15 protein-coding genes are annotated in these 17,911 nt (G+C 48.5%); 7 read left to right on the forward strand and 8 right to left on the reverse strand.

Features of this window, described 5'->3' with window-relative positions:
• Positions 1–11 precede the first annotated feature (11 nt).
• The 7 genes from fusA to RBH92_RS11690 form a co-directional block, all read right to left on the reverse strand.
• On the reverse strand, positions 12–2,102 hold the full coding sequence (fusA, locus tag RBH92_RS11660) for an elongation factor G (protein WP_307932205.1): 2,091 nt from the start codon (positions 2,100–2,102) through the stop codon (positions 12–14).
• Between the two features lie 41 nt (positions 2,103–2,143).
• Complete coding sequence (gene rpsG / locus RBH92_RS11665; RefSeq protein WP_292924703.1) at positions 2,144–2,614, reverse strand: 30S ribosomal protein S7; 471 nt, start codon at positions 2,612–2,614, stop codon at positions 2,144–2,146.
• Positions 2,615–2,680: 66 nt separating this feature from the next.
• The gene (gene rpsL, locus RBH92_RS11670; protein WP_292924702.1) at positions 2,681–3,058 is read right to left on the reverse strand and encodes a 30S ribosomal protein S12; all 378 of its coding nucleotides are present in this window, start codon (positions 3,056–3,058) and stop codon (positions 2,681–2,683) included.
• 294 nt (positions 3,059–3,352) lie between these two features.
• Positions 3,353–3,838 carry a YajQ family cyclic di-GMP-binding protein gene (locus tag RBH92_RS11675; RefSeq protein WP_307932206.1) on the reverse strand — a complete coding sequence of 162 codons (486 nt, stop codon included), beginning with the start codon at positions 3,836–3,838 and terminating at the stop codon, positions 3,353–3,355.
• Positions 3,839–3,926: 88 nt separating this feature from the next.
• The gene (locus tag RBH92_RS11680; protein WP_307932207.1) at positions 3,927–5,156 is read right to left on the reverse strand and encodes an argininosuccinate synthase; all 1,230 of its coding nucleotides are present in this window, start codon (positions 5,154–5,156) and stop codon (positions 3,927–3,929) included.
• A 51-nt stretch (positions 5,157–5,207) separates the two neighbouring features.
• Entirely contained in the window at positions 5,208–6,137 is a 930-nt protein-coding gene (argF, locus tag RBH92_RS11685) for an ornithine carbamoyltransferase (protein WP_292924697.1), read from the reverse strand.
• Positions 6,138–6,174: 37 nt separating this feature from the next.
• Positions 6,175–7,350 carry an aspartate aminotransferase family protein gene (locus tag RBH92_RS11690; RefSeq protein WP_307932208.1) on the reverse strand — a complete coding sequence of 392 codons (1,176 nt, stop codon included), beginning with the start codon at positions 7,348–7,350 and terminating at the stop codon, positions 6,175–6,177.
• A gap of 307 nt (positions 7,351–7,657) precedes the next feature.
• Here RBH92_RS11690 and gyrA point away from each other — a divergent pair, with 307 nt between their 5' ends.
• The 7 genes from gyrA (at position 7,658) to RBH92_RS11725 (ending at position 16,725) form a co-directional block, all read left to right on the forward strand.
• On the forward strand, positions 7,658–10,216 hold the full coding sequence (gyrA, locus tag RBH92_RS11695) for a DNA gyrase subunit A (protein ID WP_292924694.1): 2,559 nt from the start codon (positions 7,658–7,660) through the stop codon (positions 10,214–10,216).
• A gap of 28 nt (positions 10,217–10,244) precedes the next feature.
• Positions 10,245–11,324, forward strand: coding sequence for a 3-phosphoserine/phosphohydroxythreonine transaminase (gene serC, locus RBH92_RS11700; protein WP_307933965.1), 1,080 nt, complete (start codon positions 10,245–10,247; stop codon positions 11,322–11,324).
• Positions 11,317–12,507 (forward strand): 3-phosphoglycerate dehydrogenase family protein, encoded by a 1,191-nt coding sequence (locus RBH92_RS11705; RefSeq protein WP_307932209.1) that lies wholly within the window; start codon positions 11,317–11,319, stop codon positions 12,505–12,507. Before serC ends, RBH92_RS11705 begins: the two co-directional genes overlap by 8 nt.
• A gap of 40 nt (positions 12,508–12,547) precedes the next feature.
• Positions 12,548–13,648, forward strand: a complete 1,101-nt coding sequence (gene pheA, locus RBH92_RS11710; RefSeq protein ID WP_307932210.1) for a prephenate dehydratase — start codon at positions 12,548–12,550, stop codon at positions 13,646–13,648.
• Between the two features lie 65 nt (positions 13,649–13,713).
• Positions 13,714–14,832 (forward strand): histidinol-phosphate transaminase, encoded by a 1,119-nt coding sequence (hisC, locus tag RBH92_RS11715; RefSeq protein WP_292924690.1) that lies wholly within the window; start codon positions 13,714–13,716, stop codon positions 14,830–14,832.
• 25 nt (positions 14,833–14,857) lie between these two features.
• Positions 14,858–15,751 (forward strand): prephenate dehydrogenase, encoded by an 894-nt coding sequence (locus tag RBH92_RS11720; protein WP_307932211.1) that lies wholly within the window; start codon positions 14,858–14,860, stop codon positions 15,749–15,751.
• Positions 15,752–15,927: 176 nt separating this feature from the next.
• A complete protein-coding gene (locus RBH92_RS11725; RefSeq protein ID WP_292924687.1) occupies positions 15,928–16,725 on the forward strand; it encodes a response regulator in 798 nt (265 codons plus the stop codon).
• 28 nt (positions 16,726–16,753) lie between these two features.
• Here the strand turns inward: RBH92_RS11725 and RBH92_RS11730 are convergent, their stop codons facing one another.
• Positions 16,754–17,764, reverse strand: a complete 1,011-nt coding sequence (locus tag RBH92_RS11730; protein WP_307932212.1) for a hypothetical protein — start codon at positions 17,762–17,764, stop codon at positions 16,754–16,756.
• Positions 17,765–17,911: the final 147 nt, after the last annotated feature.

Consider the following 17,911-nt stretch of genomic DNA (forward strand, 5'->3'; position numbering starts at 1 on the left):
TACTTAATCAATTACTTTTTATTTATTATTGCTTCAGCTACATTTTTTGGCGCCTCTGCATAATGCTTAAATTCCATGGTGTATGTCGCCCTTCCCTGAGTCGCCGACCTTAAAGCTGTTGAATATCCAAACATTTCCGCCAATGGAACTTCGGCCCTTATAACTTTGAGTCCAGGTATATCTTCCATGCCTTGAATCATCCCACGACGCGATGACAAATCCCCTACAACATTTCCCATAAAATCTTCCGGCGTCTCAACTTCTACTGACATCATTGGTTCCAGCAATACTGGATTGGCTTTACGCATTCCGTCTTTAAATGCAATTGACGCAGCCATCTTGAATGCATTTTCATTCGAATCCACATCATGATATGAACCATCAAACAAGATTACTTTAACATCGACAACCGGATAACCCGCCAACACTCCACTCGGCAATGTCTCATTCAGCCCCTTTTCAACTGCGGGAATATATTCTCGCGGCACCGCTCCGCCTTTTATTTCGTCGACAAATTCAAATCCTTTTCCAGCTTCATTTGGTTCCATTTTTAACCAAACGTGACCATATTGCCCTCTACCACCCGACTGCTTTACAAACTTCCCTTCAATCTCTACAGACTTTCTAATTGCTTCTCGATAAGCTACTTGAGGCGCCCCGACATTTGCCTCAACGCCAAATTCTCGCTTCATCCGATCGACAATGATTTCCAAATGCAATTCACCCATTCCTGAAATAATCGTCTGACCTGATTCTTCATCTGTTCTGACTCTAAACGAGGGATCTTCTTGCGCCAGTCTATTTAAGGCAATCCCCATTTTCTCTTGATCCATTTTTGTCTTTGGTTCAACGGCAACATGAATCACCGGTTCTGGGAAATCCATTCTTTCCAAGGTTATAATCTTTTGCGGATCACAAAGCGTGTCACCAGTCACAACCTCTTTTAGACCAACTGCTGCCGCTATATCCCCCGCACGCACTTCTTTGATTTCTTCTCGTTGATTTGCGTGCATCTGCAAAATCCTACCTATCCTTTCTTTCTTGCCTTTGACAGAATTATAAATCGTGTCACCTGAGGTCACGACACCTGAATACACCCTGAAAAAGATTAACTGCCCCACATAAGGATCAGTGGCTATCTTAAACGCCAGCGCAGCAAAAGGCTCATCATCGCTCGCAGATCTTTTACCTGAACTCCCATCCTCATTTTCACCTTGAATTGCCAAAACATCTGTCGGCGCGGGCATATAATCAATCACCGCATCCAACATCGCTTGCACCCCTTTATTTTTAAAGGCGGTGCCACACATCATCGGAACTATTTCATTGTTGATTGTTCTACTGCGCAAACCTTTTTTTATATCCGAAAGATCCAAATCTCCGTTTTCCAGATATTTGTTCATCAATTCTTCATCAGCTTCAGCGGCAGTTTCCAACATTTTTTCGCGCCAAGACTCGGCATCAGCTTTAAGATTCGACGGTATATCGCGCTCTTCAAATTTCATCCCGCGACTCTCATCATCCCAATAAATAGCCTTCATTTTGACGAGATCAACCACCCCTTCGAATTTATCTTCCGCACCAATAGGTAGCTGAATCGGAACCGGTGTTGCTTTAAGGCGTGTTTTGATTTGATCATAAACACGCATGAAGTTTGCACCTGATCTGTCCATCTTATTTACGAATGCCAGTCTCGGCACTTGATATTTATTCGCTTGCCTCCAAACTGTTTCCGTTTGCGGCTGAACCCCGCCAACCGCACAGAACACGGTGCAGGCGCCATCCAGAACTCGCAACGAACGTTCTACTTCGATCGTAAAATCAACGTGCCCCGGTGTATCAATAATATTAATGCGATGTTCCGGGTAATTACTTGCCATACCCTTCCAGAAACATGTGGTAGCTGCAGAAGTAATTGTAATTCCCCTCTCTTGCTCCTGCTCCATCCAATCCATAGTTGCCGCGCCATCATGAACCTCGCCAAGTTTATGCGATACTCCAGTATAAAAAAGTATGCGTTCTGTAGTCGTTGTTTTTCCGGCATCAATATGTGCCATGATGCCGATGTTTCGATAACGTTCTATGGGTGTTTTTCTAGCCACAATTAAGCCTTACTTTCTGTTCAATTTGTACCGGTTACTTACTAAAATCTAAAATGCGAGAACGCCTTGTTCGATTCAGCCATGCGATGCACTTCTTCACGTTTCTTTACCGCGCCACCACGCCCCTCAGCAGCTTCCGCCAATTCACCTGCCAGCCGCGCATCCATCGACTTCTCATTTCTTTTTCTGGCCGCATCTCTAAGCCATCTCATAGCCAATGCGTTTCTGCGCACCGAACGAACTTCAACCGGAACCTGATAATTAGCACCACCAACACGACGGCTCTTTACCTCAACGATTGGTCTCACATTGGTTAACGCTTGCGTGAATACTTCCAGTGGATCACCACCTGTTTTTTTCTCGATCTGTTCTAGCGCTCCGTAGATAATTCTTTCAGCAACAGACTTTTTGCCACGAGTCATAAGCACATTGATAAACTTTGCAAGCTCAACATTGTGATATTTCGGATCAGGCAATATTTCTCTTTTGGGAACTTCTCTACGTCTAGGCATTGTAAAACCTCATTTCATTAATTCACTTATTTTTATATCGATCAGCTGATAATAAGATAGCAACTCTTAAGCAGATTTAGGTTTCTTGGATCCGTATTTCGATCTGCCTTGCTTGCGATCTTTCACTCCAGCAGTATCCAAACTGCCACGCACCGTATGATAACGCACGCCCGGCAAATCCTTAACCCGCCCCCCTCGTATTAAAACTACCGAGTGCTCTTGGAGATTATGTCCTTCACCACCAATATAACTTGACACTTCAAAACCGTTAGTCAATCGCACCCTCGCAACTTTTCGCAAGGCTGAATTCGGTTTCTTCGGCGTCGTAGTATAGACTCTAGTACACACTCCTCGCTTTTGCGGACAATTCTCTAGCGCAGGCACACTACTTTTAACTCGCTTGGCTGTGCGGGGTTTTCGAACTAACTGACTGATCGTTGGCATTTCTATATCCTAAAAAAACTGCGACGACTTTTAGCCGTCGGACTGCTTTTTGCTGGTATTGTTTATTCCAGTGAAGCTAATCGGAAATTAGCAATTCGCCGCCATCCAATTACTCCATCTTCAGGCGCGATAAAAAAGAGACCGGATTCTATTGGGTTTATAAATGCATGTCAAGACAATCAGTAACAATACCGATCCACTTCCATGCTTCGGCATATTATAATACTCAAACTATTACTGCCGCCTTGCAGTATAGATTTCATAAAACCTGAACGTAATTTTTTTAAACATCGCTCAATCCCTAAAATTTTGGAATTGCAGCGGATAACCGTTTTCAGTTTTTTTAATCAATTGAATAGCTTCCTGAAGAACATCTTTTTTTGCACCTGATACACGCACTACATCTCCTTGTATACTGGCTTGCACCTTTAATTTACTATCTTTGATGTGCTTGATTATTTTTTTAGCCAGTTCTGTTTCCACTCCGGTTTTTACAGTGACTGTTTGCTTAACCTTATTACCGCTTATTTTTTCCATCACACCTTTATCCAAGCAACGAACGTCTACATTACGCTTTGTTAATTTCGTTCTTAGAATATCCAGAACCTGTTCCAATTTGAACTCGTCATCAGCAAAAATCGTTAGCTGGTAATCAGTTTGCTCAACTCTCGCATCGGAGCCCTTAAAATCGAAGCGCGTACTCACTTCTTTATTGACCTGATCGACCGCATTCCTGACTTCCTGCTTATCCACTTCTGAAACGATATCAAATGATGGCATTGTTGTTCCGCTCAAGATTATTTTTTCTCACGACATCTGAAGCCTACTGTTTTTTTACGCGATTCTCATGAATGAATTGCACTGAAACTCATGCTTCACTGGATTTTTTCTTTGAAGCATTCGCCGCAATGCGCATCCTCAGCGCGTTAAGTTTTATAAATCCGGCCGCATCTCCTTGATTATATGCCCCAGCATCATCTTCGAAAGTCGCAATTGTTGGATCAAACAAGGAATCAGACGCCGAATCTCTGCCGACAACAATGACATTCCCCTTATACAATTTCAATCGAACCCATCCATTCACTTTCTCTTGAGTCACATCAATCATTGTTTGCAACACCTTCCGCTCCGGACTCCACCAGTAACCGTTATAAATCAAGGAAGCATAGCGAGGCATCAAATCATCTTTAAGATGGGCTACTTCACGGTCTAATGTAATTGATTCCATCGCGCGGTGCGCGCGCAATAAAATAGTTCCTCCGGGCGTTTCATAGCAACCTCTCGACTTCATGCCCACATAGCGGTTTTCTACCAAGTCCAACCTGCCAATTCCGTGCTTGCCGCCCAGTTGGTTGAGCTTCTCTAATACACCAGCTGGTGACATGGGTTTGCCATTTATCGCAGTTACGTCTCCAAGCTTGAATTCCAAGTCCAAATATTCTGGCTCATCCGGCGCTTTTTCCGGCGACACGCTCCAGCGCCACATCGACTCTTCCGGTTCTACCGCAGGATCTTCGAGCATTCTGCCTTCATACGAAATATGCAATAAATTTGCATCCATGCTGTACGGCGATCCCGCTTTCTTTTTCATCTCTACCGGAATACCATGCCTCTCAGCATACTGCAGCAACTTCTCTCTGGAAGTTAAATCCCATTCGCGCCACGGCGCAATAACGTGAATATCCGGCTGCAGCGCATAATATCCCAATTCAAATCGAACTTGATCATTCCCCTTCCCGGTAGCGCCATGAGAGACAGCATCAGCATTAGTTTCTTTTGCTATTTCGATCTGTCTTTTCGCGATCAACGGACGCGCAATACTGGTTCCCAGCAAATATTCACCTTCGTATATCGTATTGGCTCGAAACATCGGAAATACGAAATCCCGCACGAATTCTTCACGCAGATCGTCAATGTAAATTTCTTTAACACCTAGCTGCTTTGCCTTGGCTCTTGCAGGCTCAACCTCTTCGCCTTGACCGATATCCGCCGTGAAAGTAACAATTTCGCACTGATAAGTATCTTGCAACCATTTCAAAATAACCGATGTATCGAGCCCGCCAGAAAAAGCCAGAACCACTTTATTTACTTTTTTCATTATTTTTATACTTTCGTCAGATAAATTTTAATAACCTAATAATATTATTTTTTACAACTTTGCCGCATCCAGCTTGCCCAGTAATAAATATTCCATCAGTGCCTTCTGCGTGTGCAGCCGGTTCTCCGCCTCATCCCAAACCACTGATTGCGGTCCATCCAGAACCTCGGCGCTTACTTCCTCGTTGCGATGAGCCGGTAAACAGTGCATGAATAACGCATCCTTTTTCGCCAATGCCATCATTTCCTCGTCGACACAAAAATCGGCGAAATCATTCTTTCGTTGCTCCGTTTCCGCTTCAAAACCCATGCTGGTCCACACATCCGTGGTAACCAAGTCGGCCCCGATTACGGCCTGATGCGGATTAGCAAACTTTTCAAAATGCCTGGCGCTACTTAAGCCGATTTGCTCAGGATTAATATCATAACCGGGCGGTGTTGACACATGCACCTTAAAATTAAACACTTCGGCCGCTTGCAACCAAGTGCTGCACATATTATTGGAATCCCCTATCCACGCAACGGTTTTACCCTCTATCGAGCCTCGGTGTTCTGTAAAAGTAAAAATATCACTCATTATTTGACATGGATGATATTCATCGGTCAGTCCATTGATTACAGGAACTCGTGAATACTCGGCGAATCGCTTGATAATGTCATGTTTATAAGTGCGGATCATAACCAGATCGACCATGCGGGAAATCACGCGCGCGGCATCTTCAACTGGTTCCCCTCTTCCTAACTGGGTATCACGAGAAGATAAATGAATGGCCGTGCCACCCAACTGATGCATACCCGCTTCAAATGACAACCGCGTTCGCGTTGAATTCTTATCGAAAATCATTGCCAATGTGCGGTCGGTAAGCGGCCAATATTGCCGGTACTGCTTGAACTCCTGCTTTATCCAGCGCGCGCGTTCAAACAGGTACTCGTATTCATCACGGCGGAAATCATTAAATTGCAAGAAATGCTTTAATTGCATAACAAGATAAATAACTAATCAACTAACTGACAACTAATCAATTGTGTTCAGCTGAGCTATTCATAAACTCCTTTATTATCGAGCATGTAATATCGATCACTTGTTCCGCTTCATGCTGCTGCATCACTAATGCAGGCAGCAAGCGTATCACTTTGTCCGAAGTTACATTAATCAACAACTTCCTTTCCAAAGCTTTTTTAACCAATTCCGTGCAAGGTGCCGCCAATTCAATACCGGTAATCAATCCTTGGCCTCTGATCTGCACTACCCCCGGCACAGCCGCTAGCCGATCCCTCAATTGAACGCGCATGAAATCCCCCAATTGGGTGACGTGATCCAGCAGATTTTCATCCGCGATAACTTCCAATGTCTCGATCGCAGCCGCACACGCTAATGGATTTCCGCCAAAAGTCGATGCATGATTACCGGGTTTAAAGACCTCAGCCGCCACGCCTTTCGCTAAACACGCGCCGATTGCCACGCCGCCGCCCAATCCTTTAGCCAGTGTAATTACATCCGGTATGATCCGGCTGTGTTGAAAAGCAAACCATTTCCCGCTGCGGCCGATCCCCGATTGCACTTCATCCAGCATCAGCAACCAATCTTGCCGATCACAAAGATTGCGTAATTCCTGTAAATAATGCGCCTCTGGAATATTGACACCGCCCTCACCTTGAAAAGGTTCTACCAACACCGCGACAACATCCTTATTATTGGCAGCAACCTGACTAACCGCTTCGATATTGTTGTAGGGCACACGCACAAACCCGGTCAGCAACGGTTCAAAACCCGCCTGTACCTTACGGTTTCCACTTGCCGTCAACGTTGCCATGGTACGGCCATGAAATGACCTTTCCATGACAATAATGGTCGGCAATGAAATTCCCTTATTATGCCCATGAAGTCTGGCAAGTTTTATTGCGGCTTCGTTAGCTTCCGCGCCGGAATTGCAAAAAAAAGCATTATCCATCCCGGACAATGCGACCAAGCGTTCGGCTAATTGCTCTTGTTTCCGGATATGAAACAGATTCGATGTATGAATCAAAGTCCCGGCTTGTTCGCAAATAGCCCGGGTTAATCGCGGGTGGCAATGCCCCAATCCACAGACAGCTACTCCGGACAACGCGTCGAGATATTTCTCACCTTTGTCGTCCCACAACCACACTCCCTGCCCTTTTATAAAGGTAACAGGTAACCGTGCGTATGTATTCATCAAGTTAGACACAGTGCAACACTCGCTTATTTTGTAGATAAAAAACTGGATCAAGACTTGTTCCAGGCAAGAACAAGAAAAAATTTGAAGAAACGATTATGTTTACCTATTTAAATCGCTTTTTCAAGCTTTTTTTCTTTAAAGATCTTCCCATTATCGCAACTTATATTTACAGCAAAGTTAACTGAGAATCGATACCAGCATGTTAGAATAAAAAGCATCGAATTGTTCAGAATATGTAAAAACAAAAATAAGCCATCGCTTCTTAACCTGTTTAACCTGTTGTTTCTCTCAAAATTCCTAAGATATGAATCAGTTTGCCAAGGAAACCCTGCCCATCAGTCTTGAAGAGGAGATGCGGCGTTCTTATCTTGATTACGCCATGAGCGTCATCGTCGGACGCGCTTTGCCGGATGTCCGCGATGGTTTGAAACCGGTGCACCGGCGCGTATTGTTCGCAATGCACGAACTCTCCAATGATTGGAACCGGCCTTATAAAAAATCAGCGCGTATCGTAGGTGACGTTATCGGTAAGTACCATCCCCATGGCGATACTGCAGTCTACGATACCATTGTCCGTATGGCACAGGATTTCTCATTGCGTTACATGCTCATTGACGGTCAAGGTAACTTTGGTTCGGTGGATGGAGACAATGCCGCGGCGATGCGCTATACCGAGATCCGCATGTCGCGCATCGCGCATGAACTGCTGGTCGATCTCGACAAGGAAACGGTCGATTTCGGCCCGAACTACGATGGTTCGGAGCAAGAACCGCTGATACTGCCCACGAAAATCCCAAATCTGCTGATTAATGGTTCCTCCGGGATCGCGGTTGGGATGGCAACCAATATTCCACCGCACAATTTAAGCGAAGTGATTGATGCATGCCTGGCGCTGCTGAAACACCCCGAAATCAGTATCGATGAGCTGATCGAACTCATTCCGGCGCCCGACTTCCCAACCGCCGGCATCATTTATGGTGTAGACGGTGTCAGAGACGGTTATCGTACCGGCCGGGGCCGCGTGGTAATGCGCGCTCGCACACATTTCGAAGACATGGAAAAAGGCAGCCGCCAATGCATCGTCATTGACGAGTTGCCGTACCAGGTCAACAAAGCCAACTTGCTGATACGCATTGGTGAGTTGGTGCGCGACAAAAAGATCGAAGGCATCTCCGATCTGCGCGATGAATCCGACAAATCCGGCATGCGCGTCGTCATCGAGTTAAAACGTGGCGAAACGCCCGAAGTTATCCTGAACAACCTGTACAAAGAAACGCAAATGCAGGATACCTTCGGCATGAACATGGTAGCCCTGCTCGACGGCCAGCCGCGGTTGCTGAATCTCAAACAGATTCTCGACGCTTTCTTGCGCCATCGCCGCGAAGTCGTCACCCGCCGCACCGTATTCGAACTCAGGAAAGCACGCGAACGTGGTCACCTTCTGGAAGGTTTGGCGGTGGCATTATCCAACGTTGATGAAATCATCGCGTTGATCAAAGCCGCACCGACACCCGCCGATGCCAAAACCGCTTTGATGGCCAGAGCCTGGCAATCGGCATTGGTGAAAGAAATGCTCGAACGTGCGATTGCCGATGCCCAGGCGCTCCGCCCTGAAGGATTGGATGCAGCTTTCGGCCAGCAATCGCAAGGCTACCATTTGTCGGACGAGCAAGCACAAGCGATTCTGGATTTACGTCTACAGCGCTTGACCGGCTTGGAACAGGAAAAAATCGTCAACGAGTACAAAGATGTCATTGATAAAATTATCGACTATCTCGATATTCTGGCCAATCCCGAACGTATTACCCGCATCATTACCGAAGAACTGGAAAGTATCCGGCAACAATTCGGCGATAAGCGCCGCAGCGAAATCGTTCTCGATGCACAAAATTTAAGTATTGAAGACCTGATCACCCCCGCCGATGTCGTCGTCACACTATCGCACAGCGGCTATATCAAATCGCAATTGCTCGACGATTATCGCGCGCAAAAACGCGGCGGACGCGGCAAGCTGGCGACCAGCACCAAGGAAGACGACTTCATCGACAAATTATTCATCGCCAACACCCATGACTACATCCTGTGTTTCTCCAGCCTGGGTCGCGTGTACTGGATCAAGGTTTACGAAGTGCCGCAAGGCGGACGGCAATCGCGCGGCAAACCGATTGTCAACTGGGTGCAACTGGAAGAAGGCGAAAAAATCAACGCCGTACTGCCGGTTAAAACCTTTGACGACGATCACTTCGTTTTCATGTCGACAGCCTTTGGCACCGTCAAGAAAACCCCGTTGTCGGATTTTTCCCGTCCTCGCAACAACGGCATCATCGCCATCGGCTTGGATGAAGGCGATTATTTGATCGGTGTTGAACTAACGGACGGCAAGCATGATGTCATGCTGTTCTCGGACAACGGCAAAGCCATGCGTTTTGATGAAAATGACGTGCGCCCGATGGGACGCACCGCCCGTGGCGTGCGCGGTATGAAACTCGGTCCCGGACAAAAGGTCATCTCGATGCTGGTGGCTGAAAATGAAGAACTGGCAGTACTCACCGCCACGGAAAACGGTTTCGGCAAACGTACGCCAATCGGCGAATACACCCGTCATAACCGTGGCACGCAAGGCATGATCGCGATCATCACCAGCCCGCGCAACGGCAAGGTGGTCGCGGCGAAACTGGTGAAACCGGATGATGAGATCATGCTGATCACTTCCGGCGGCGTCATGATCCGCACGCGCGTCAATGAAGTGCGCGAAATGAGCCGGGCCACGCAAGGCGTGACGCTGATCAATCTGGATCCCGGCGAGAAATTGGCCGGATTGGAGCGCGTTGTCGAAAGCGAAGATAACGACAGCGACACTTGATGGTTTGGAACTGACCGGAATCTACGCAATGGAACAGATTTACAACTTCAGCGCCGGACCTGCGGTTCTCCCGCGGGAAGTATTGCAGCAAGCGCGGGACGAAATGCTCGATTGGCACAGCAGCGGCATGTCAGTGATGGAAATGAGTCATCGCGGCAAGGAATTCATGTCGATTGCGGCGCAAATGGAAAGTGATTTGCGTGAGCTGGCAAATATCCCCCAAAATTACAAAATCCTGTTTCTACAAGGCGGCGCTTCCAGTCAATTTGCGATGGTACCGCTGAATTTGTTGCGCGGCAAAACCACGGCAGACTATATCAATACCGGTCAATGGTCGGCCAAAGCGATTGAGGAAGCCAGTCGTTATTGCGCCGTCAACGTTGCCGCATCATCCCAAGACAAGAATTTCACTTACGTACCGTTGCAAACGGAATGGCGTCTCAACCCGCATGCGGCTTATGTACACTACACCACTAATGAAACCATCGGAGGTGTCGAGTTCCACTGGATTCCTCAAACAGATGTTCCGCTGGTTGCCGACATGTCTTCGGATATCCTGTCACGGCCGCTGGATGTCACGCGTTATGGCCTGATTTATGCCGGTGCGCAAAAAAATCTCGGTCCCGCCGGGCTGACACTGGTGATCGTGCGCGATGATTTGCTGGGAAAACCCTTGTCCGGCACGCCGACCTTGTATGATTATCAGATCCACGCTCAGAACGACTCGATGTACAACACACCGCCGACCTATGCGATGTACATCACCGGCCTGGTTTTCGCATGGCTGAAAAAACAGGGCGGATTGGCTGCGATGGAAAAGATCAATATCACCAAGGCGGAACTGTTGTACGGCTATCTCGACAGTACCGATTTCTACCATTGCCCGGTCGCGAAAGCCGACCGCTCGCGCATGAATGTGCCGTTTACATTGAAAGACGCCGCATTGGACGGCGAATTTCTCAAACAAACCCAGCAGAATGGGTTGTTGCAATTGAAAGGACATCGCTCGGTCGGCGGTATGCGCGCATCCATCTACAATGCCATGCCGGTCGCAGGTGTCGCGAAGCTTGTCGCTTTCATGAAGGAGTTTGCCAGCCGTCATGCCTGAACAACAAACCTTTAAAATTCTGACGCTCAACGCGATTTCAACACACGGACTCAACCGCTTTCCCGCTGGCCGTTATCAAGTCGGGCATGACATCGCGGAGCCGGATGCCATTTTGGTGCGCTCGCATAACATGCTAAATAGCGTTATCCCGGGAAGTGTAAAAGCCATCGGCCGCGCCGGTGCCGGTACCAACAATATTCCGGTGGAAGCAATGAATGCGCGCGGTTTGCCGGTATTCAACACACCAGGCGCAAACGCCAATGCCGTCAAGGAATTGGTGCTGGCCAGTTTGTTTCTGGCGGCACGCAATCTGGTGCCGGCATTGCAATTCGCCAATAGCCTGCAGGGCGACGACGCAGCCCTCAACAAGCAGGCCGAGGACGGTAAAAAACATTTTTCCGGTATTGAATTGCCAGGGCGTACCCTGGGTGTGATCGGTCTGGGAGAAATCGGCCGTTTGGTTGCCAATTCGGCCATCAGGCTTGGCATGAAAGTCATCGGTTTTGATCCGAAAATCACGGTCGAATCGGCTTGGAGCTTATCAGCGGAAGTCAAAAAAGCCAACAGCCTGGAAGATTTGCTGCGCCACAGTGAATTTGTCAGCGTACACGTGCCTTTGCTCGACTCAACGCGGCATTTAATCAACAGCAACACGATATCATTGATGAAGCATCATGTGATTTTGCTGAATTTCTCGCGCGGCGCGATTGTCGACGAAGACGCGATACTACAAGCTATCGCTAACAATAAAATTAAAACGTATGTCAGCGATTTCCCCAGTCAGAAACTGCAACATCAAAAAGGCGTGATCACCTTACCGCACCTTGGCGCATCAACCAGCGAAGCGGAAGACAATTGCGCTGTCATGGTGGTGGATCAGTTGATCGATTATCTGCAAAACGGCAATATCACCAATACCGTCAATTTTCCCGATACGCAAATGGAACGCGAGGCGCCTTTCCGGGTAGCGGTCGCCAACGCCAATGTGCCGAATATCCTGGGGCAAATCTCCACCAGCATGGCTAACGCCGGTTTGAATATCCATAACATGATCAACAAATCGCGCGGTGAAATGGCTTATACATTGGTCGACACCGATAGCCCGGTACCATCGCGCGTATTGGATGAGATCTCAGCGATTACCGGCGTGTTGATGGCGCGCTACCTACCCTTTCCGGAATAAACTCAAATACATGACCATATCGTGACAACCTTCATCAACCATGTCTGAACAGCTCAAACAATTACGGGACCAGATTGACGCCATTGACGACCAGTTGTTGCAACTTGTCAGCAAACGCGCAGGATTAGCGCAACAAATCGGGGATATCAAGAAAAAAGAGAATGAGAACAACGGGGCCAAAGCGGGTGTCATCGTATATCGGCCCGAGCGCGAAGCACAAATTTTGACCCGCATACAACAACATAACCCCGGGCCAGTTAGCGATGACAATATCAAGCGGCTGTTTACCGAGATTATGTCGGTATGCCGTGCATTGGAAAAATCCATGAATGTCGCTTATCTCGGCCCCAGCGGCACATTCTCCGAAGAAGCGGCAATAAAGCGTTTTGGTAGCGCCATCGCTACAGTCGCGTGTGATTCGATCGACGACGTATTCCGCGCAGTTGAATCAGATGTCGCCCAATACGGTGTGGTGCCGGTTGAAAATTCCTCCGAAGGCGCGGTCGGACGAACGATGGACCTGTTGCTGCAAACGCCGCTCAGCATTTGCGGTGAAATCCAGTTACCGGTTCATCAGTTTCTAATGGCGCAACAGACCGATCTAGCGCAGATCACCAAAATATACTCGCACCCGCAGTCGCTGGCGCAATGCCACCACTGGATCACAACCAACCTGCCGCATTTGCCCAGCTCAGCGTTATTTCACGCCGCCAGCAATGCCGAAGCCGCGCGCCAGGCCGTTGCCGATCAGCAAGCAGCGGCGGTGGCGGGTAAAAGAGCTGCCGAATTGTTCGGATTAACCATCTGCGCCGAAAATATCGAGGACGACCCGAAAAACACCACGCGCTTTCTGGTGATCGGCAAGCAGTCGGTCGACGCATCGGGGAAAGACAAAACATCGCTGATCATGTCCACCAACAATCGCTCCGGCGCCATCTACCGGTTGCTCGAGCCGCTGGCGCAACATGGCGTCAGCATGAGCCGGCTGGAATCGCGCCCATCGCGCACCGGCTTGTGGCAATACGTCTTCTTTGTCGACATCGAAGGCCACCAGCACGACCAACCGGTTGCCGCTGCCTTGGTGGAAATGCGCGAAAAAGCAGCCTTTCTTAAAATCCTCGGATCTTATCCAGCGACTTAAGATCGATTGCCGCTAACTTCTTGTTTTCCAGAAATCATTTTTTCATCCATAAAAATCTTAATCTTATGAATCTCTGTGATTTTGCTCCGGAATATATCCGTTCGATCCACTCTTATCAGCCCGGCAAGCCCATTTCGGAATTGGCGCGCGAGTTCAGCCTCGACGAATCCTACATCATCAAACTGGCATCCAACGAAAATCCGTTAGGCACGAGCCCGCTCGCACTCGATGCGATGATCCACGCGCTGCACGATATCGCACTGTACCCCGACGGCAGCGGCTTTGAATTAAAAGCCGCATTGTCGAAACGCTACGACGTCGATCCGGAACAAATCATTTTAGGCAACGGTTCCAACGACGTGCTGGATCTGGCCGCCCGCGTATTTCTTAAACCAGGCGCCGCTGCAGTCTACTCACAGCACGCTTTTGCGGTTTATCCGCTGGTGGTGCAAATGATGGGCGCCAACGGTATCTCCGTTCCCGCTCGCGACTATGGCCACGACCTGCCCGCGATGCTCGACGCGATTACTCCGGAAACGCGCATTGTGTTTATCGCCAGTCCGAACAATCCGACGGGTACTTTGTCGAGTGAAGAAGATTTGTTGCGTTTCATGGAGCGGGTATCGCGCGATGTGCTGGTGGTCATGGACGAAGCGTATTACGAGTACCTGCCGGAAGCCAACAAACCCGACAGCCTCAAATGGCTCAAACAATTCCCCAACTTGCTGATCACGCGAACATTTTCCAAGGTATACGGCTTGGCGGGTGTCCGCATCGGCTTCGGCTTGGCACACCCGGATGTCGCCAATCTGATGAATCGCGTGCGGCAACCGTTCAACGTCAGCAGCATCGGCTTGGTTGGTGCTCTGGCGGCATTGAATGATGCCGAATTTGTGCAACGTTCGTATGCGCTCAACCGCGCGGGCATGCTGCAGCTAACCGACGGCTTTCGCAAAATGGGTATCGAATCCATCCCATCGTACGGCAATTTCATCAGCTTCCGCGTCAAAGGCGAAGCCGGCAACACGCAAAAGGTCTATCAAAGCTTACTGCGTCAAGGTGTTATCGTACGTCCGCTGGGAATCTACGAAATGCCGCATCACCTGCGCGTCACTATCGGACTGGAAGCGCAAAACCAGCGTTTCCTCGAATCGCTCGATCATGCCTTGAGCGAACTGGCGTAATTTCACACTATCCGGGGTAACTGCCATGACAACTGCCACCGCTTTGAAAAAATTGGTCATCATCGGCGTCGGTCTGATCGGCGGATCGTTCGCACTGGCGCTACGCAAGGCGGGCTTGGTCCAACAGATCACCGGCATCGGCCGCAGCCGGACCAACATGCAACATGCTGTCGAACTGGGCGTGATCGACGAAATCGCCACCGATACCGCAGCGGCGCTGCATAACGCCGATCTGGTGTTCCTGGCGATGCCGGTCGGTCAGACCGCCAGCACCCTGGAGAAAATCGCGCCTCATCTGCACGCCAACACCTTCGTCACCGACGCGGGCAGCACCAAACAAGATGTCATCGCCGCAGCCCGCCACCATCTTTCCATGCAGAACCGGCACCACTTCGTTCCCGGCCACCCGATCGCCGGCGCCGAGCACAGCGGCGTGCAAGCGGCGCAAGCGGATTTGTACGCTAATAAACATGTAATCCTGACACCGCTGCCGGAAACCAGCATGGAAGCAGTCGAACGTATCCGTCACTTATGGCAAGCCTGCGGCGCCAACGTATCGCTGATGCCCGCCGATGAGCACGACCGCGTGCTCGCCGCGACCAGCCACTTGCCGCATCTGCTGGCGTTCACGCTGATGAATCACCTGCAGCATAGTACCGATCAACCGGAAAACTTGCTGCGCTTCGCCGGTAGCGGCTTCCGTGACTTCACCCGCATCGCCAGCAGTTCCGCGGAAATGTGGCGCGACATTTGTCTGGCAAATAGGGAGGCGCTGCTTGAGCAGATTGCGGCGTACCAGAATGAGTTGCACAGCTTGCGGGAAATGCTGGAGAAGCATGACGGTGAAGGGTTAGGACAAGCATTTTCGCAGGCGCGGGGTTTACGGGAAGATTGGTTGAAAAACAAATCCATAGAGTAAGAATATTCTTACAATTAAAGAAGAATAGATTTACAAAATATATTCTGTTTCTTGCCGAAATCTAATGCTATTTAACCTCGGCACAAAAGAAGCATGAAAAACTCTGAAATTCTCTCGCTCAATAGTCCGCTGTCTTTTATCAAACAAAAACATATTTTTAGCGGAAAATAGAAACGATGATGCTTTCACATAATAAATTGCGCATTCTAATCGTCGATGATTCCATTTCTATTCGTAGCGTTTTGCGAGCACTGCTTCATAATGATGATTATGATGTCGTCGGTGAACTTGGCAGCGGCGCAAAATTACTTGCTGCGATCGCCAGCCTGAATCCGCACATTATTTGCCTCGATTACAATTTACCCGATGCCGACGGCCTTACGCTGTTGGCTCAGATTCATTCAAATTATCCACAAATAGCGGTAATCATGATCACCGGCAGCAGTAACCGGGATCTTGAACATACCGCCGCAGAAGCAGGAACCGCTGGATTTATCTATAAGCCGTTTTCTCAGGCGCAAATTATCAATGTATTACAGAAAGTAGCGCATGCGCAACGGCTTTTGATGATTGCCGAGAAAAAACGTAATCCCTTTAAAGATAAACCGTTTCATGCCACAGCGGTGGTCGCTGATGACAGTCAAACACTGCGCCGTTTATTAATGGCGATCCTGTCTCATATGGGCGTCCACGTTGTTGGTGAAGCTCATCACGGCCAGCAAGCGGTTGAGCTTGTATCGGCACATAATCCCGATATCGTTTGCTTGGATTATGAGATGCCGGTAATGAATGGCCTGGAAGCGCTAAAAATCATACGTGATCAAAACCCGTTAACCAAGGCAGTTATGATTACCGCTGCCGCTAATCGTGAAACATTCAATCGCGCTGCAAGTTCCGGAGCAAAAGGTTACATCATCAAACCGTTTCATCCGGACAAAGTAACGCAAAACATTACCCGCATTCTTGCTTGCTAAATTCTAAAGGGATTTATCTATCAACGCATTATCGCGCACCAACATTTGATTTCCCAGGCTGCTTACCCGCCGCCCGCAGATCGACAATCTTATTCAACAACTGAAACCAAAATGGCGCGCCAAGCGATCCGGCAAAAGTCGTGATCAGAATGCCCATGATTTTGATAATCCATCCCATTAAATCGAGTTCCTTGCATACCCAAACTTCCGTTCCATTCTTCATTTCTTTCCAGCCAATCGGCAGATGCAATGCTTTAATTTGTTCAACCAATACTCCGGCGGACTTAGCGGATCGCTGAACATTCTCCATGGAATCTCCAACCATTGTCTGCTCGTTTGGCTGCGCCGCAACTGCTGCATCACCAGCCGGCGCTGATTTCTGTTCGACCAATCCTTGATTCATCAAACTTGCAACATCCATCGAAGAAGCCGCTTGAACCAGCGCCTGCCTGAGCGCGATATCGGTCCACAAAGTTTGGGAAATTTTGATGGCGTCGATATTCAAGGCAGTGCAAACAACAAAAGCAATGGTAAAAATAATCACTTGCGTTTTCTGTTTGTACCAGCCGCCGACTCGATCCATTGCATCGTTATACCAGTTTTCCAGATTTTTCCGTCCTTTTTCGAAGTCGTCTCCGGCCTCGTGCAGCAGCAGAATAATTGACCGGCCTGCCTCAGTTTTCGCGATCGTGCTTTGTTTTTCAATCGCGTCGATTAAAGATTGGTTGTTTGCCGGCAGCTTGCCGGTACTGCCGCATACGATATCGATCAATGCCAAGGTAAAACTTTTTGGTGGAATATACGAAGGCTTTTGCCCTGTTTTTGAAAGTCCGTTGATCAATGGATGCTTATAAAGATCCTCCACCAGTTTGTTGCCTTCACCCGATTGCAACAGATTCATCAATCCCGCTTCGAGATTTTTCGCACGCATGCGCAAAAATTGCGCCAGCATCTCGTTGATTGCCGAACAAAGCAAACTGATCAACACAAAAAGAAAAACCATCCCTAACGCAATATCCAAGATCGAGGAATTCAGCATTTTTTCACCTTATTTATGAGCCGTTATGCGTGATTCTTACATTGAAAATACCGGATTAAAAACTAATCAACCCGTTTGACAGCTTTTTTTCTTTTCAGTATAGTCCAAATCATATCGGGGTTAATATTTTTCTACACCAATAGAAAA

The sequence above is a fragment of the Nitrosomonas sp. sh817 genome (assembly GCF_030908545.1).
GTDB lineage: Bacteria > Pseudomonadota > Gammaproteobacteria > Burkholderiales > Nitrosomonadaceae > Nitrosomonas.

Bases quoted from the DNA above. Each gene is read 5' to 3' on its own strand.
- gyrA (WP_292924694.1), top strand. From the start codon at position 7,658: ATGAATCAGTTTGCCAAGGAAACCCTGCCCATCAGTCTTGAAGAGGAG.
- RBH92_RS11690 (WP_307932208.1), bottom strand. From the start codon at position 7,350: ATGAATACATACGCACGGTTACCTGTTACCTTTATAAAAGGGCAGGGA.
- RBH92_RS11705 (WP_307932209.1), top strand. From the start codon at position 11,317: ATGCCTGAACAACAAACCTTTAAAATTCTGACGCTCAACGCGATTTCA.
- serC (WP_307933965.1), top strand. From the start codon at position 10,245: ATGGAACAGATTTACAACTTCAGCGCCGGACCTGCGGTTCTCCCGCGG.
- rpsL (WP_292924702.1), bottom strand. From the start codon at position 3,058: ATGCCAACGATCAGTCAGTTAGTTCGAAAACCCCGCACAGCCAAGCGA.
- RBH92_RS11730 (WP_307932212.1), bottom strand. From the start codon at position 17,764: ATGCTGAATTCCTCGATCTTGGATATTGCGTTAGGGATGGTTTTTCTT.
- argF (WP_292924697.1), bottom strand. From the start codon at position 6,137: ATGCAATTAAAGCATTTCTTGCAATTTAATGATTTCCGCCGTGATGAA.
- RBH92_RS11675 (WP_307932206.1), bottom strand. From the start codon at position 3,838: ATGCCATCATTTGATATCGTTTCAGAAGTGGATAAGCAGGAAGTCAGG.
- RBH92_RS11725 (WP_292924687.1), top strand. From the start codon at position 15,928: ATGATGCTTTCACATAATAAATTGCGCATTCTAATCGTCGATGATTCC.
- rpsG (WP_292924703.1), bottom strand. From the start codon at position 2,614: ATGCCTAGACGTAGAGAAGTTCCCAAAAGAGAAATATTGCCTGATCCG.
- RBH92_RS11720 (WP_307932211.1), top strand. From the start codon at position 14,858: ATGACAACTGCCACCGCTTTGAAAAAATTGGTCATCATCGGCGTCGGT.
- hisC (WP_292924690.1), top strand. From the start codon at position 13,714: ATGAATCTCTGTGATTTTGCTCCGGAATATATCCGTTCGATCCACTCT.
- RBH92_RS11680 (WP_307932207.1), bottom strand. From the start codon at position 5,156: ATGAAAAAAGTAAATAAAGTGGTTCTGGCTTTTTCTGGCGGGCTCGAT.
- pheA (WP_307932210.1), top strand. From the start codon at position 12,548: ATGTCTGAACAGCTCAAACAATTACGGGACCAGATTGACGCCATTGAC.